The organism is Pantoea sp. EKM21T, assembly GCF_011800405.1.
GTDB classification, from domain to species: Bacteria; Pseudomonadota; Gammaproteobacteria; order Enterobacterales; family Enterobacteriaceae; genus Pantoea; species Pantoea agglomerans.
In genome coordinates, this window is sequence record NZ_JAALFV010000006.1 from 24,158 (window position 1) to 40,299 (window position 16,142).

Below are 16,142 nucleotides of genomic sequence, written 5' to 3' on the forward strand. Positions count from 1 at the left end.
GTTCGCGTTCCAGCGGTTACAAACGTGAGAAATCATTGAAAAGTGCAAGCCCCATTAACAGCACCAGTAAAATTGAACCGATGCGATAACTAAAGTCCTGAACTCGCTCGGACACCGGTCCACCCTTGATCTTTTCGATCGCCAGGAAGAGCAAGTGCCCACCATCTAAAACCGGCAGAGGGAACAGGTTGATGATGCCCAGGTTGACGCTAATCAACGCCAGGAACATCAGGTAGTAAATCAACCCATACTCTGCTGACAACCCTGCACCCTGCGCAATCGAAATTGGCCCGCTCAGGTTGTTCAGCTTCACATCACCGGTTATTAACTTGCCCAGCATGGAGACGGTGAGCTTCATCAGTTGCCAGGTTTTTACACTAGCCTCACCGATAGCCGCAAACGCGCCATACTGTCTTACCGTCTTGTACTCTTCTGGCAGAGGAACAATGCGCGGAATGACACCCGCAAATCCCGCTTTACTGCCAGATTTCGCTTCTGGCGTCATCGTCAGCGCAATAGACTCACCGCCGCGATCCACCTCAAGCGCCATGCTTTTGCCGGGGTTATCCCGGACCTGCGTGACAAAAGTCTGCCACTGCGATAATGGCTGACCATCGACTTTAACGATCCTGTCGCCTGCTTGCAAACCGGCTTCACTGGCTGGCGAGTTCGCCTGCACTTCTGCCAGCGTGGTCTCAATCTGCGGACCGCGTGGCTGAATCCCTAACGCGACGACCGGATCCTGCTTATCAGGCTCAAACTGCCAGTTACGCAAATCCAGCTGTTTCTGCTGGGTTGCGTCCTCGCCAAATCGAGCCACTGTTAAGGTGGTGCTGCTGTCGCCGATTTTACCCACCAGCGCCATACGCACAGCATCCCAGTCAGGCGTTTCGATACCGTCAACAGCCTTAAGTTCCATGCCGGGCGTAATTTGAGCTTCCGCAGCCACCGAACCGTTTAAAATTTCACCGATTACCGGGCGCACACCGGGCACGCCGTGAATAAACACAACCCAGTAGGCAAAGATGGCAAAGATGAAATTAGCGACAGGACCTGCCGCAATGATGGAGGCGCGTTGCCAGACGGCTTTGTTGTTAAAAGCCTGATGACGAAATTCGGCTGGCACGCTTTCAACACGCTCGTCGAGCATTTTAACGTAGCCGCCAAGGGGAATCAGCGCGATGACAAATTCGGTGCCGTGGCGATCACGGCGCTGCCAGAGCGACTTACCAAAACCAATGGAAAAGCGCTCAACTTTGACGCCACAGCGACGAGCGACCCAGAAATGGCCAAACTCATGAACGGTAATTAATACGCCCAGCGCAACGATAAAGGCGACGAAACTCCAGAGTATGCTCAACATCTTTGCCTGTCCTTAAAGGGTGCGAAACACCAGCAGCAATAAACAGGCAAACACCGGCACCGCCGCAGTCAGACTATCAATACGATCAAGAATGCCACCGTGACCAGGAATCAGATTACCACTGTCTTTGATGCCCGCTTCACGTTTAAACATGCTCTCAGTGAGGTCGCCCAGCACAGAGGCCAGCGTCGCGATAATCGCGCAAATCACCAGCGTACCGGTGGAAACCGTCAGTGGCGCCAGCGTCGCAAACAGCACTGCAATCAGCGCCGAGGTGACCAGACCGCCCAGGAAGCCTTCCCAGGTTTTGCCTGGTGAGACCTTTGGCGCCAGCTTGTGCTTGCCGAACATCTTGCCAAACATATAGGCACCTGAATCCGCTCCCCATACCAGCAGCAACACAAACAGCAGCCACCAGGCACCGGCGAAGTGGTCGGTGTCATAGTGATACTGGCGCAGCGCCACCATGCCCCAGAAAAAAGGGACCAGCGTTAACACGCCAAAGAGTAAGCGAAGTGGACGCGAATGGCGCCAGAAGGCCGCAGAAGCGGGATAGGAGAGCACCAGCAGCAGTGCAACGATCCACCACACCAGCGACGCCCAAAGCGATGTCGCGATCTGTGGCAGATGCACCGTGTGTTGATAAGGTGGCAGCGTAAACTGCATCAGCGCCAGCAGCAGACCACAAAGTACAGCCAGCCAGACGCGCTGTTGCCGTGATGCCATCCCTGCAAACTGGCCCCATTCCCAGGCTGCCAGCATGCAGATAACGATGGTTGTCAGGGCGAAGCCAACAGGCGGTAACCAGAACAGTGCAGCTATTACCAGCGGAATTAATATCAACGCGGTAATCAGACGAGACTTCAGCAAAGGTTACCCCCAGATTGCTCAGGCGCCGCCTGGTGCAGCGCCGCCAAAACGACGCTCCCGCAGAGAGAATGCATTCAGTGCACCTTCAAAAACGTGTTCATCGAAATCCGGCCAGAGCACATCGGTAAAATAGAATTCAGCATAGGCAATCTGCCACAGCAGGAAGTTGCTAATCCGATGCTCTCCCCCGGTCCTTATCACTAAATCCACTGGCGCCAGCTCCTGCATACAGAGCTGCGACGTCAGGCTCTCTTCGGTAATCTGGTCAGGTCGCAGTAATCCTTCCTGAACCTGTTCAGCCAGTTTTTTCACGCCTTCGATAATATCCCAACGGCCGCCATAGTTGGCAGCAATGTTGAGCGTCAGGCCACTATTATTTGCGGTCAGCGTCTCAGAACGGCGAATACGTTCCTGAATACGCGGGCTGAAACGGCTGGTATCGCCAATGACGCGTAAGCGAACATTGTGTTTGTGCAGGCTCTTCACTTCACTATCAAGCGCCCAGACAAAGAGTTCCATTAACGCGGTGACTTCCTGCGGCGGACGACTCCAGTTTTCACTGCTGAAGGCGTAAAGCGTCAGGGCTTCAAGATTGTTACTGACCGCAAAGCTGACGGCACGGCGTACCGATTTAACGCCAGCTTTGTGGCCTGAAATGCGCAATTTTCCCTGATTTTTGGCCCAGCGGCCATTGCCATCCATGATGATAGCGACGTGGCGCGGACCGTTTCCCTGCTGGTCATCAGTGTTGTTGTGATTGTTAGACGACATAACGCTTAACCAATTCCTTTCATCAGAAATGCTGTGGTTTCTGAATACATTGCGCCCGATTCAAATCCCGACACACTCTCAGTGCCGGGCCACACCGAATTCGGTGACAGACCGTGAAACGCGAGCCAGCGACTATATCATTTTCACCTGAAGCGAACAAATGGCCTCATAACGATCGGCATCACGACGTGAAACGCGGCAACATTTCTGTCGCCAGCGCGCGCGCAGTGCGATCGATTTCAAGGACAGCGTCCACCGAATCCGGCTCCGGACACACTTGTGCCGCCATCACCTCACTATTTAGCGCGGCAATGTCGGTGAAGCGGATCTGGTGATTCAGGAAAGCCGCGACGGCAACCTCGTTGGCTGCATTCAGCGTGGTGGTCGCCGCCTGTCCTGCATCACAGGCATCAATGGCCAGTTTCAGACAGGGGTAGCGACTAAAATCAGGTTCTGCAAAGGAGAGCGCCGACATGCGGGTAAAATCCAGCGGCGTCACGCCTGCATTGATGCGCGAAGGCCAGGCCATGCTGTGGGCAATCGGCGTACGCATATCAGGAGAACCTAATTGAGCCAGCACGCTGCCATCGCAGTATCGCACCATGGAGTGAATCACCGACTGTGGGTGGAGTATCACTTCCATCTGCGCTGCGCTGGCATTAAACAACCAACGGGCTTCAATGTACTCAAGACCTTTATTCATCATGGTGGCCGAATCGACAGAGATTTTTCTCCCCATCGACCAGTTCGGATGTGCACAGGCCTGATCTGGCGACATGGCGCTGAGATCCGCTAAATCTGTGTCACGAAAAGGACCACCCGATCCCGTAAGGATAATCGACTCAATGCCATTATCCCGCAGGTCAGCGTAACCTAACTGATGCTGGATGGTAGCCGGTAAACTCTGAAAAATGGCGTTATGCTCGCTGTCGACCGGTAGTAACTGTGAGTTATGATGACGCACGGCCTCCATAAACAAACGGCCGCAGGTGACAAGCGATTCTTTGTTGGCCAGCAGCACCGTTTTTCCGGCGCGAATGGCCGCCAGCGTCGGCAGCAAACCCGATGCGCCAACGATCGCCGCCATCACCTGATCCACCTCATCCAGCGCGGCCAGCTCACAGGCTGCCTGAACGCCGGAGAGCACTTCAGTATTGACCCTGATTGCTCTCAGTCGCTCACGCAACGCAGCGGCGGATGCCTCGTCTGCCATGCAGGCGTAGCGCGGTGTAAAGGCCGCACACTGCTCGGCCATCAGCGCCACGTTATGGCCGGCAACCAGCGCCGTAATCTGATAAAGCGCCGGGTTGGCGCGCACCACCGCCAGCGTACTGGTGCCGATTGATCCGGTGGATCCCAGCAGAGTTAATCGCTTCATGAAGCTATCCGTGTGAAGTCAGCGTGCCCACAGGCACAATGTAAAACGCCGCCAGATGTCGCATTCATACGAATACCTCTCTGTACGGCGTTTTGTCCGGCAGTGATGAGATTAGAAATCCATCAGCTCCGTCTCTTTTTCTGACAGTGCAGCATCAACTTTCTTGATGTACGCATCGGTCATTTTTTGCACTTCATCCTGCGCACGACGTTCGTCGTCTTCGCTGATCTCTTTATCTTTCAGCAGCGCTTTGATTTTATCGTTGGCATCGCGACGGACATTACGTACCGACACACGGCCCTGCTCGGCTTCGCCGCGCACGATTTTAATCAGATCTTTACGACGCTCTTCTGTCAGCGCAGGCAGCGGAACACGGATGTCGGTACCGGCTGAACTTGGGTTCAGACCGAGATCGGACTTCATGATCGCTTTTTCGACTGCCGGACTCAGTGAACGATCAAACACGTTGATTTTCAGCGTGCGTGAATCTTCCACAGTGACAGAAGCCAGCTGACGCAGTGGCGTCGGCGTGCCGTAATATTCGACGACGATGCCGTCGAGCAGCGAAGGTGAAGCACGACCGGTGCGCACTTTGCTGATGGTGGTTTTGAATGCTTCAACGCATTTTTCCATGCGCGTGTCAGCATCTTTTTTGATGTCGTTAATCACGTTGAAACCCTTGGATTCGGTTTGACCTGGCCAGTTCCGGCGTAACCGGAAGCGGGATCGATAATCATCGATAATCCTGACTGGTGCGCGATGCATTATCATCGCGCTGACAGAATATACCTTATTTTATCTCGCCTCGGGTATTAATGCGTAATCAGGGTGCCTTCTTTTTCACCCATCACTACGCGACGCAGTGCGCCAGGCTTATTCATGTTGAAAACACGGATAGGTAATTTGTGGTCACGCGCCAGGGTAAAGGCCGCAAGATCCATCACTTTCAGCTCCTGATCCAGCACTTCAGCATAGGTCAGTTGCTCATACAGCGTTGCGTCCGGGCTTTTCACCGGATCCGCAGAGTAGACGCCGTCCACTTTGGTCGCTTTCAGCACGACGTCCGCTTCAATCTCAATGCCGCGCAGGCATGCTGCAGAGTCAGTGGTGAAGAACGGGTTACCGGTACCGGCGGAGAAGATCACCACGCGGTTGTTACGCAGCAGGCTGATCGCTTCTGCCCAGCTGTAGTTGTCACAGACGCCATTCAGTGGAATCGCTGACATCAGGCGTGCATTCACATAGGCGCGGTGCAGTGCATCACGCATCGCCAGGCCGTTCATCACGGTTGCCAGCATACCCATGTGGTCACCCACAACACGGTTCATGCCGGCCTGCTGCAGGCTCGCTCCACGGAACAGGTTCCCTCCGCCAATCACCACGCCAACCTGGATGCCCAGTTCAACCAGCTCTTTTACCTCTTGTGCCATGCGGTCAAGCACACTCGCGTCGATACCAAAACCTTCAGCGCCTTGCAGGGCTTCGCCGCTGAGTTTAAGCAGGATACGTTGATAAACAGGTTTTGCGTTGGTCGCCATGGTTAGTTCTTCCTGGAAGATTGGGTGTAAAGGAGAAGTAAATTCTGATCGATCATCCGCTTACCGCAATGAAATTGCTATTGGGATGAAACTGAAAACGTATCTGTTGCGATTCACAGACAAAAAAGAACCGCCATCTGGCGGTTCTTTCAAAGCATTAAGACTGTTTGGACATTGCTGCAACTTCTGCAGCGAAGTCAGACTCAACTTTCTCGATGCCTTCACCAACTTCGAAGCGGATGAAGTTGATAACGTCAGCGCCCTGCTCTTTCAGAGCCTGGCCAACGGTTTTGCTTGGGTCGATAACGAAAGCCTGACCAGTCAGAGAGACTTCGCCGGTGAATTTCTTCATACGGCCTTCAACCATCTTCTCTGCGATCTCTTTTGGCTTGCCAGACTGCATCGCGATGTCCAGCTGAACCTGGTACTCTTTATCAACCACGTCAGCAGAAACGTCTTCTGGCTTAACGAATTCAGGCTTGCTTGCCGCAACGTGCATCGCGATCTGTTTGATCAGATCTTCGTTAGCGCCTTTGGTTGAAACCAGAACGCCGATACGTGCGCCGTGCAGGTAGCTGCCCAGCTCTGCGCCTTCCAGGATAGCAACGCGACGGATGTTGATGTTCTCACCGATTTTAGCAACCAGTGCAACGCGCTCTTCTTCGAACTGCGCTTTCAGAACTTCAACGTCGGTAACGCGATCAGCTGCAGCCACATCCAGAACTTTGTCTGCGAACGCCTGGAAACCGCCATCTTTTGCAACGAAGTCAGTCTGGCAGTTTACTTCCAGAATCACGCCGTAGTCGCCAACGATCTTGGTTTTGATTACGCCATCAGCAGCAACGTTGCCTGCTTTTTTCGCTGCTTTGATTGCGCCAGACTTACGCATGTTCTCAATCGCCAGCTCAATGTCGCCATTCGCTTCAGTCAGCGCTTTTTTGCAATCCATCATGCCAGCGCCAGTACGCTCACGCAGTTCTTTTACCAATGCAGCGGTAATGTCAGCCATTCCAGAATCCTCGGTTCGTGCCTGTGTACGTTTGCACCAGCAGACACTTATTTGCGGAAAATTTACTCTGTCCCGCCGTCCGGTTGGGGGCGTGACAGACTTAGATAAAATAAAGGGGCCAGTATAGGCCCCTTACAGATCACATCTGAATGCTAAGGGCTCTTATGCAGAGCAAACCTTATTAAGCGTTTTCTAAAGACGCTTCTTCAGCTTGCTCAGCCAGGTCCTGAGAGCGGCCTTCGCGAACGGTGGTCGCAACGGCAGTCAGGTACAGGTTTACAGCACGGATCGCATCGTCGTTACCTGGGATAACGAAATCAACGCCATCTGGATCTGAGTTGGTATCAACGATAGCAAATACCGGGATACCCAGGTTGTTTGCTTCTTTGATTGCGATGTGTTCGTGGTCAGCATCGACAACAAACAGCGCGTCTGGCAGACCGCCCATATCTTTGATACCGCCCAGGCTGTTTTCCAGCTTGGCCAGCTCACGCGCACGCATCAGCGCTTCTTTTTTGGTCAGTTTGTCGAAAGTACCATCCTGAGACTGAATCTCCAGATCTTTCAGACGCTTGATTGACTGACGCACGGTTTTCCAGTTAGTCAGCATGCCACCCAACCAGCGGTGGTTTACGAAGAACTGGTCGCAGCTCAGTGCAGACTCTTTTACCGCCTGAGCAGCAGCACGCTTAGTACCTACGATCAGGATCTTACCTTTACGGGAAGAGATCTTGTTCAGTTCAGCCAGAGCTTCGTTGAACATAGGTACAGTTTTTTCCAGGTTGATGATGTGAACCTTGTTACGAGCACCAAAGATGAATGGCTTCATTTTTGGGTTCCAGTAACGGGTCTGGTGACCGAAGTGAACACCAGCCTGGAGCATGTCGCGCATGGAAACAGTTGCCATGATAAAACCTCTAAAGTTTGATTGGGGTTGGGCCTCCATGTATCCCATACGACCGACCTCTTTCAAGGCACCCCGGCGTATGTGTCGATACATGTGTGTTTTATTACACATAATGAGAGTTATGCGTTTCCTGCTGACCGAAACGGCCATACAGAGAATCGTCGGCGCGCTTTATACCACAACCAGCCCAGGGACGCCAATAAATGATCGCTGACGGAGGTCAGCGCGTTCTCTATTTGGCAGCCCATTTGCTGGCTGCTAACATGACAGCACAGAACTTATTATTGTCGAAAATTTCGACAACTGCGGATTAATTTAATGGCAATTTCAATTAAAACCCCTGAAGAAATCGAAAAAATGCGCGTCGCGGGCCGACTGGCCGCCGAAGTGCTGGAGATGATCGAGCCTTACGTAAAACCGGGTGTGACCACCGGTGAACTGGACCGCATCTGCCACGATCACATTACTCAAAAGCAACAGGCCGTCTCCGCCTGCCTCGGCTATCACGGCTTTCCGAAGTCGGTCTGCATCTCGGTGAATGAAGTGGTGTGCCACGGGATCCCCAGCGATGATCGTCCGTTAAAAGATGGTGATGTAGTGAATATCGATGTCACCGTAATTAAAGATGAATACCACGGTGATACCTCAAAGATGTTTATCGTCGGTAAGCCGACCATTCAGGGCGAACGCCTGTGCCGTGTCACGCAGGAGAGCCTCTATCTCTCACTGCGTCTGATCAAGCCCGGCATCCGCCTGCGCGAACTGGGCCGCGCCATCCAGAAATATGTTGAAGCCAACGATTTCTCTGTGGTGCGCGAATATTGCGGCCACGGTATCGGCAAGGGTTTCCATGAAGAGCCTCAGGTGCTGCATTACGATGCCGATGATGGCGGCGTGGTACTCCAGGCAGGTATGACCTTTACGGTAGAACCGATGGTCAACGCCGGGGATTACCGCATCCGCACCATGAAAGATGGCTGGACGGTAAAAACCAAAGATCGCAGCTTGTCCGCGCAGTATGAGCATACTATTGTGGTGACGGAGAACGGCTGTGAGATTTTAACCCTGCGCAAAGACGACACGCTGCCCGCTGTGCTCGTCGCCGAAGGGTAATTCCCCCATTACAGATCAAGCCGGCGCTGAGCCGGCTTTTTTTTGGCTAAAAAAGAGAAGAGCTGCATGAGCGTGAGTCTGTCAGAAGATGTGAAAAACGGTCTGGTCGATTCGCCAGCCGAATGGGGTGACGACCAGCTGACGCGTGACATTCTGAAGCCGCGGCTGGAGCAGTTTCAGCAACATCTGGCCGCCGCGTTTGATGCCGGTGAACCCGTTGAGCCGCTGATTGATGCCCGCACGCTGTTTATCGATCGTCTGCTGCGTCGCCTGTGGCGCTTTTTTGGCTTTGATGAGATGCCGGCTATCGCGCTGGTCGCCGTTGGCGGCTATGGCCGTGCCGAGCTGCATCCACTCTCTGATATTGACGTCCTGATCCTGAGCCGCCAGCCGCTGAATGAACAGGCTGCGCAGCGCACCAGCGATCTGTTAACGCTGATGTGGGACCTTAAGCTGGAAGTGGGTCACAGCGTCCGCACGCTGGAAGAGTGCCTGCTGGAGGGGTTATCTGACCTGACCGTTGCCACCAATCTGATTGAGTCACGCATGCTGACCGGCGATGTGGCGCTGTTTCTGGAATTACAGAAAAACATCTTCAGCGACGGTTTCTGGCCCTCATCCTGCTTTTTCGCCGCCAAAATTGAAGAGCAGCAGGAGCGCCACAAGCGTTATCACGGCACCAGCTATAACCTCGAACCGGACATTAAAAGCAGCCCAGGTGGCCTGCGGGACATTCATACGCTGCAGTGGGTCGCCCGACGCCATTTTGGCGCCACCACGCTCGATGAGATGGTCGGCTTTGGTTTCCTCACCGACGCGGAGCGCAGCGAACTCAACGAATGTCAGGCATTTCTCTGGCGCATCCGCTTTGCCCTGCATCTCTCCCTACCCCGTTACGATAACCGCCTGCTGTTTGATCGCCAGCTCAGCGTGGCACAACGCCTGAATTATCAGGGCGAGGGCAATGAGCCGGTCGAGCGGATGATGAAAGATTTCTATCGGGTCACGCGGCGTATCGGCGAACTGAATCAGATGCTGCTGCAGCTGTTTGATGAGGCGATTCTGGCGCTCTCCACCAGCGAAAAGCCCAGGCCTATTGATGACGATTTCCAGCTGCGTGGCGATTTGATCGACCTGCGCGACGAAACGCTGTTCCGGCGAGAGCCGCAGGCGATTCTGCGCATGTTCTACGTCATGGTGCGTAACGACAGCATCAAAGGGATCTACTCCACCACCCTGCGTCACCTGCGCCATGCGCGTCGTCATCTTAAACAGCCGCTGTGTCAGATCCCGGAAGCGCGCCGCACCTTTATGTCGATTCTGCGACATCCCGGCGCGGTCAGCCGGGCGCTGGTACCGATGCATCGCTACAGCGTGCTGTGGGCTTATACGCCGCTGTGGGGCCATATCGTCGGACAGATGCAGTTCGATCTGTTTCACGCCTACACCGTAGATGAGCACACCATTCGGGTGTTGCAGAAGCTGGAAAGTTTTGCCAATGAAAGCACCCGTCCGCAGCATCCACTGTGCGTCGAGTTATGGCCGCGCCTGCCGCAGCAGGAGCTGTTGCTGATGGCCGCGCTGCTGCATGACATTGCCAAAGGGCGCGGCGGCGATCACTCTATTCTCGGCGCGCAGGATGCGCTCGACTTTGCTGAAATGCACGGCCTCAACTCACGTGAAACCCAGCTGGTGGCCTGGCTGGTGCGTCATCATCTGCTGATGTCGGTGACAGCACAGCGGCGCGATATTCAGGACCCGACGGTGATACAGCAGTTCGCCGAGGTGATGCAGAATGAGAACCGGCTGCGCTATCTGGTTTGCCTGACCGTAGCCGATATCTGCGCCACCAATGAAAGTCTGTGGAACAGCTGGAAGCAGAGCCTGTTACGCGAGCTCTTTTTCGCCACCGAGAAGCAGTTGCGACGCGGCATGGAAAACAGTCCGGATCTGCGTGAGCGGGTGCGTCATCATCGCCTGCAGGCGCTGGCGCTGCTGCGGATGGACAACATCGATGAAGAGCGTCTGCACCAGATCTGGAATCGCTGCCGCGCTGACTACTTCCTGCGCCATACGCCGAATCAGATCGCCTGGCATGCCCGTCACCTGCTGGTTCACGACCTGAAAAAACCGCTGGTGCTGGTCAGTCCGCAGGCCACGCGCGGCGGGACTGAAATCTTTATCTGGAGTCCCGATCGCCCGCACCTGTTTGCCGCCGTGGCAGGTGAACTCGATCGCCGTAATCTCAGCGTGCACGATGCGCAAATCTTTACCAGCCGCGACGGCATGGCGATGGATACCTTTATTGTGCTGGAGCCGGATGGCAGCCCGCTCTCTCCGGATCGCCATCCGATGATCATTCAGGCGCTGGAGCAGGCGATAACCCAGTCAGAGTGGGCGCCGCCGCGTACCCGCCGTCCGTCGGCCAAACTCAGGCATTTCAGCGTCGATACCGAGGTCAATTTCCTGCCGACACATACCGATCGTCGCAGCTATCTGGAACTGGTGGCGCTGGATCAGCCAGGCCTGCTGGCGCGGGTCGGTGAAGTCTTTGCCGATCTCGGAGTCTCACTGCATGGCGCACGCATCAGCACCATCGGCGAGAGGGTCGAAGATTTGTTTATTCTGGCCAACAGTGAACGTCAGGCGCTGGATGAAGAAATGCGCAAAGCGTTGCAACAACGGTTGACAGAGGCCCTTAATCCAAACGATAAAGTGTGACCAGACTCGATTTGTAAACATTAATCTCTTTACTTGTGTCGGGTTATTGACCGGCATCGCACATGACAGATCAGGAAAAAAATATGCAACAGTTACAGAGCGTTATTGAATCCGCCTTCGAACGTCGCGCTGACATTACACCCGCCAGCGTTGACAGCGAAACCCGTGATGCCATCAACCAGGTGATCGCCCTGCTGGACAGCGGTGCACTGCGCGTTTCTGAGAAGATCGACGGCGAGTGGGTAACGCATCAGTGGCTGAAGAAAGCCGTACTGCTCTCTTTCCGCATCAATGACAATCAGGTGATGGAAGGTGCAGAAACCCGCTTTTACGACAAAGTGCCGATGAAGTTTGCTGGCTGGGATGAAGCGCGTTTCAAAGAAGCCGGTTTCCGCGTCGTGCCGCCTGCGGCTGTGCGTCAGGGTGCCTATATCGCCCGCAACACGGTGCTGATGCCTTCTTACGTCAACATTGGCGCCTTTGTTGATGAAGGCACCATGGTGGACACCTGGGCAACCGTTGGCTCCTGTGCACAGATTGGTAAAAACGTTCACCTTTCTGGCGGCGTGGGTATCGGTGGCGTGCTGGAGCCGCTGCAGGCGAACCCGACCATCATCGAAGATAACTGCTTCATTGGCGCGCGCTCTGAAATCGTTGAAGGCGTGATTGTTGAAGAAGGTTCCGTGATCTCAATGGGCGTTTACATCGGTCAGAGCACCAAAATCTATGACCGCGAGACCGGCGAAGTGCATTACGGCCGTGTTCCTGCGGGATCCGTGGTGGTCTCAGGTAACCTGCCCTCTAAAGATGGCAGCTACAGCCTCTACTGTGCCGTAATCGTGAAGAAAGTGGATGCGAAAACGCTTGGCAAAACAGGTATTAACGAGCTGCTGCGCACCATCGACTGATTTAAGCGACGGGCTGGTTTCCAGCCCGTCATCTTTTCTTTACAGTGATTCCTGAACAACATGCTTCGCGTCGCGAATTAACTGGTGCGTTTAGTTTTTATCCAGGTCATAATCCGCGCCAGTTAAATCCTGTCGCGCAATGTTCATCCCGCTTATTTATGTCTACAGTTGACGGACGTCATGAACAAGTCTGCGCGCTTCTCACTTTTGATGGAAACAACGCTATGTATGACAATCTGAAAAGCTTAGGTATCAGTAACCCGGACGACATTGACCGCTATAGCCTGCGTCAGGAAGCCAATAACGACATTCTGAAAATCTACTTCCGCAAAGATAAAGGTGAGTTTTTCGCGAAGAGCGTCAAATTCAAATATCCGCGCCAGCGCAAAACGGTTGTTGCCGATCACGCGACCCAGGGCTACAAAGAAGTTCAGGAAATCAGCCCGAATCTGCGTTATGTCATCGATGAACTGGACCAGATTTGCCAGCGCGATCAGGTTGAAGTGGATCTGAAACGCAAAATTCTGGATGACCTGCGTCACCTGGAAAGCGTGGTTTCTCACAAGATCACTGAAATTGAATCGGATCTGGAAAAATTAACCCGTAACGGTCGTTAATTTCCTGCCCGACCAGAGAGGCCAGCATTGCTGGCCTTTTTTATGCCGCAAATCTGCACTTCAGCCCTGCTCATCCAGTTGCAAAGCAACATAGAGCAACAGCCTGTCATCAAAATGGCCTAGATTCAGTCCGGTCAGTTCAGAAATCCGGTTCAGCCGGTATTCCAGCGTATTACGATGAATGAACAGCGCACGCGCGGTGGCGCTCGGCTGGACGTTATGGGTAAACCAGGCGATCAGCGTGCGGCGCAGCAAGCCGTTGTTATCCATGCTCTTGAGCTTCGCCAGTGGTCGGGCGAGCTCATTGGCCTGCCAGCCACCCCGCAGGCTGTCGAGCAGCACGGGCAGCACCAGATCCTGATAAAAATAGCTGCGCACCTCGGGCATACGTTGCTTGCCCACCATCATCGTGGTGCGCGCCGTCCGGTAAGAGCGTGCGATGCTGCCGGGTCCGGTAAAGAAGTTGCCCAGCGCGATACGCATCCGAAGATGACCGCTCTCTTTCATCCGCTGTAGTAGCTGCTCTACGCGGCGGCGATGATCTTCCTGATCGTGACGCCCATGCCCATTAAGGGCCGGTTTCAGCACCACCATTTCGGTCAGTGACACAATCGCGATCAGATTGTCCCGCTCCGGCGTGGTCAGCAGCGTTTGCAGCTGCTGTAACTCTGACATCGCGCTGTCTACCCCGAGCTGACCACTATCCACTTCCACCACGGCGACCACACGCGGCTGATTGAGATCGATACCGAGCCGCTGCGCCCATTCGGTCAGCTGTGGCGACAGGGTATCGCTGCGGATCAGGTTCAGCACCAGCTCTTCACGCAGACGGCTGTCCTGCGCCAGCATATGCAGCAGCCGGGCCTGCTCCAGCATCATCTCTGCGGTCATGCAGACCAGCTCGCCATAATGCCGCAGCGCCAGCGGCTCGCCGGTCAGGCCGATCACCCCGACGATGTCACCATCAATGCGCAGCGGCAGGTTAATGCCAGGCCGCACGCCATGAAGATGTTTAGCCACGGCCTCATCGATGTCGACAACGCGCCCCTGAGAGAGCACCAGCAGTGCACCTTCGTGCAACTCCCCAATACGTTCCCGGTCACCGCTGCCGATAATCCGGCCCCGCGCATCCATCACGTTGACATTGCTGTCAATAATTTTCATGGTGCGCGCCACGATATCCTGTGCCAGCCGGGCATCAAGGTGATAGGTAGCCATCCATTACTCCTGAAAAGAGGGGGGAGAAACAGAATACGCATGCACAGCACGCAGAACATTGTGCAATTGCACAGAGCCAGGCCGTCATTTGCCGAATTTGCGGTGAGCATCACACTCTGACGAGGCAGAAAGTGGACATAAAAAAGGCGGACCGCAGTCCGCCTCTTCATCCGTTGCTGTTCGCTTACTGCATCAGCAGATAGATACTGCTGTCGCCGCGTTTCACATTCAGCGCCAGAACGGACGGCTTGCTGTCGAGAACTTTGCGCAGCTCACCCAGGTTGGTCACTACCTGCTGGTTAACACCCTGGATCACATCGCCCTTTTTCAGGCCGATACGCGCCGCGGCACTGCCCGGTTTCACGTTATCAACCCGGACACCTTTGGTACCCGCTTCGATATTGCTGAGATCGGCGCCTTCAATGCCAGTGTAGATGGTCGCGGACTGCACTTTTGACTGGCTGCTCTGCTGCAACTTAACAGAGACATCGACCGGTTTGCCGTCACGCAGCAGCCCCAGTTTCAGGGTGGTGCCAACCGGCAGTGAGCCCACTTCCGCACGCAGCGAAGCAAAGCTGCTCAGCGGTTTACCGTTCATCGACACAATGACGTCGCCCGCCTTAATACCGGCTTTGGCGGCCGCTGAGTCTGGCAGCACCTGGCTGACAAAGGCACCACGTTGTGCGTCGACCTTCATCGCTTTTGCCAGCTCAGAGTTCAGCTCAGTCCCCTGCACGCCCAGCTCGCCGCGTTTCACCTGACCAAACTCGACCATCTGTGCCGTCAGGTTTTTCACCATGTTGCTGGGGATAGCAAAGCCGATACCGATGTTGCCGCCATCGGGCGCCAGAATGGCGGTGTTAATCCCGATCAGTTCACCGTTGAGGTTAACCAGCGCACCACCGGAGTTGCCCCGGTTAATGGCCGCATCTGTCTGGATAAAGTTTTCGTAGTTTTCCACGTTCAGGCCACTGCGTCCCAGCGCGGAGACGATACCTGAGGTGACCGTTTCACCCAGACCATAAGGGTTGCCGATCGCCACGGTATAATCGCCGACGCGCAGGTTGTCAGAGTCAGCGATTTTGACTGCGGTAAGATTTTTGGCTTCCTGCAGCTGAATCAGGGCAATGTCAGAGCTGGGATCTTTACCGATGACTTTGGCGTCATAGCGACGACCGTCGCTGAGCTGTACCTGAATTTTGGTGGCATTATTCACGACGTGGTTATTAGTTACCACATAGCCTTTGTCAGCGTTAATGATGACACCCGATCCCAGAGCACGGAATTTTTCCTGCTGTGTATCAGGCACTGGCGCGCCGCCGTTACCGCCTGCACCGTCGCCGTTCTGGCACATCGGTGAACCCTGGAACGGGGAACCATCCTGGCAGAATGGCGAATTGTCGCCAAAGAATTGCTGAAATTGCTGCGGCATACGCGGGGTTTTCACCGTGGTGGTCCCCTCGACGCTGATACTGACCACAGACGGCATCACCTTCTCCAGCATCGGTGCCAGACTTGGCTGTTGCAGGCTATCGGAAGAGGCCGTTTGCGCAGCAGAAACAGTAACAGGGGCGAGCGCCATGCTCAGGCTCAACGCCAGCGCACTTAACATTAAGGTCTTTTTTTTCATTTTTCGTTTCTCAATAAGATTACTGTTCAGACCATTGCTGTGGTCGAAAGGTGAGATAAATGTTTTAGCGCGAAGTTCCTTTAAAAGTTTAAGGCAAAA

General features: G+C 54.5%; 14 protein-coding genes. 4 read left to right on the forward strand and 10 right to left on the reverse strand.

Annotated elements, in window-relative coordinates; all coding sequences use genetic code 11:
* Window positions 1–16 precede the first annotated feature (16 nt).
* From rseP to rpsB, 8 genes are all read right to left on the reverse strand, one after another.
* On the reverse strand, window positions 17–1,363 hold the full coding sequence (gene rseP / locus HFD87_RS13290) for a sigma E protease regulator RseP (protein ID WP_010671861.1): 1,347 nt from the start codon (window positions 1,361–1,363) through the stop codon (window positions 17–19).
* A 12-nt stretch (window positions 1,364–1,375) separates the two neighbouring features.
* A complete protein-coding gene (gene cdsA, locus HFD87_RS13295; protein ID WP_124889710.1) occupies window positions 1,376–2,233 on the reverse strand; it encodes a phosphatidate cytidylyltransferase in 858 nt (285 codons plus the stop codon).
* An 18-nt stretch (window positions 2,234–2,251) separates the two neighbouring features.
* Window positions 2,252–3,004 (reverse strand): (2E,6E)-farnesyl-diphosphate-specific ditrans,polycis-undecaprenyl-diphosphate synthase, encoded by a 753-nt coding sequence (ispU, locus tag HFD87_RS13300; RefSeq protein ID WP_010254107.1) that lies wholly within the window; start codon window positions 3,002–3,004, stop codon window positions 2,252–2,254.
* Between the two features lie 181 nt (window positions 3,005–3,185).
* Window positions 3,186–4,382, reverse strand: coding sequence for a 1-deoxy-D-xylulose-5-phosphate reductoisomerase (gene ispC, locus HFD87_RS13305; RefSeq protein ID WP_167423544.1), 1,197 nt, complete (start codon window positions 4,380–4,382; stop codon window positions 3,186–3,188).
* A 111-nt stretch (window positions 4,383–4,493) separates the two neighbouring features.
* A complete protein-coding gene (frr, locus tag HFD87_RS13310; protein ID WP_010254103.1) occupies window positions 4,494–5,051 on the reverse strand; it encodes a ribosome recycling factor in 558 nt (185 codons plus the stop codon).
* 143 nt (window positions 5,052–5,194) lie between these two features.
* The gene (gene pyrH, locus HFD87_RS13315; protein ID WP_010254099.1) at window positions 5,195–5,920 is read right to left on the reverse strand and encodes a UMP kinase; all 726 of its coding nucleotides are present in this window, start codon (window positions 5,918–5,920) and stop codon (window positions 5,195–5,197) included.
* 157 nt (window positions 5,921–6,077) lie between these two features.
* Window positions 6,078–6,929, reverse strand: coding sequence for a translation elongation factor Ts (gene tsf / locus HFD87_RS13320; RefSeq protein ID WP_010254097.1), 852 nt, complete (start codon window positions 6,927–6,929; stop codon window positions 6,078–6,080).
* A 181-nt stretch (window positions 6,930–7,110) separates the two neighbouring features.
* Window positions 7,111–7,836 carry a 30S ribosomal protein S2 gene (rpsB, locus tag HFD87_RS13325; RefSeq protein ID WP_008925636.1) on the reverse strand — a complete coding sequence of 242 codons (726 nt, stop codon included), beginning with the start codon at window positions 7,834–7,836 and terminating at the stop codon, window positions 7,111–7,113.
* 318 nt (window positions 7,837–8,154) lie between these two features.
* On the opposite strand from rpsB, the gene map reads away from it, so the two are divergent.
* The 4 genes from map (at window position 8,155) to HFD87_RS13345 (ending at window position 13,195) form a co-directional block, all read left to right on the forward strand.
* Entirely contained in the window at window positions 8,155–8,949 is a 795-nt protein-coding gene (gene map / locus HFD87_RS13330; protein ID WP_010254092.1) for a type I methionyl aminopeptidase, read from the forward strand.
* Window positions 8,950–9,015: 66 nt separating this feature from the next.
* A complete protein-coding gene (gene glnD, locus HFD87_RS13335) occupies window positions 9,016–11,670 on the forward strand; it encodes a bifunctional uridylyltransferase/uridylyl-removing protein GlnD (protein WP_167423545.1) in 2,655 nt (884 codons plus the stop codon).
* Window positions 11,671–11,753: 83 nt separating this feature from the next.
* The gene (gene dapD / locus HFD87_RS13340; RefSeq protein WP_010671859.1) at window positions 11,754–12,578 is read left to right on the forward strand and encodes a 2,3,4,5-tetrahydropyridine-2,6-dicarboxylate N-succinyltransferase; all 825 of its coding nucleotides are present in this window, start codon (window positions 11,754–11,756) and stop codon (window positions 12,576–12,578) included.
* Between the two features lie 224 nt (window positions 12,579–12,802).
* On the forward strand, window positions 12,803–13,195 hold the full coding sequence (locus HFD87_RS13345) for a DUF3461 family protein (RefSeq protein WP_010254085.1): 393 nt from the start codon (window positions 12,803–12,805) through the stop codon (window positions 13,193–13,195).
* Between the two features lie 60 nt (window positions 13,196–13,255).
* Here HFD87_RS13345 and HFD87_RS13350 read toward each other — a convergent pair whose 3' ends face one another.
* Window positions 13,256–14,413: a CdaR family transcriptional regulator gene (locus HFD87_RS13350; RefSeq protein WP_010254083.1), complete on the reverse strand. Its 1,158-nt coding sequence runs from the start codon at window positions 14,411–14,413 to the stop codon at window positions 13,256–13,258.
* A 184-nt stretch (window positions 14,414–14,597) separates the two neighbouring features.
* On the reverse strand, window positions 14,598–16,043 hold the full coding sequence (gene degP / locus HFD87_RS13355; RefSeq protein WP_010671858.1) for a serine endoprotease DegP: 1,446 nt from the start codon (window positions 16,041–16,043) through the stop codon (window positions 14,598–14,600).
* Window positions 16,044–16,142: the final 99 nt, after the last annotated feature.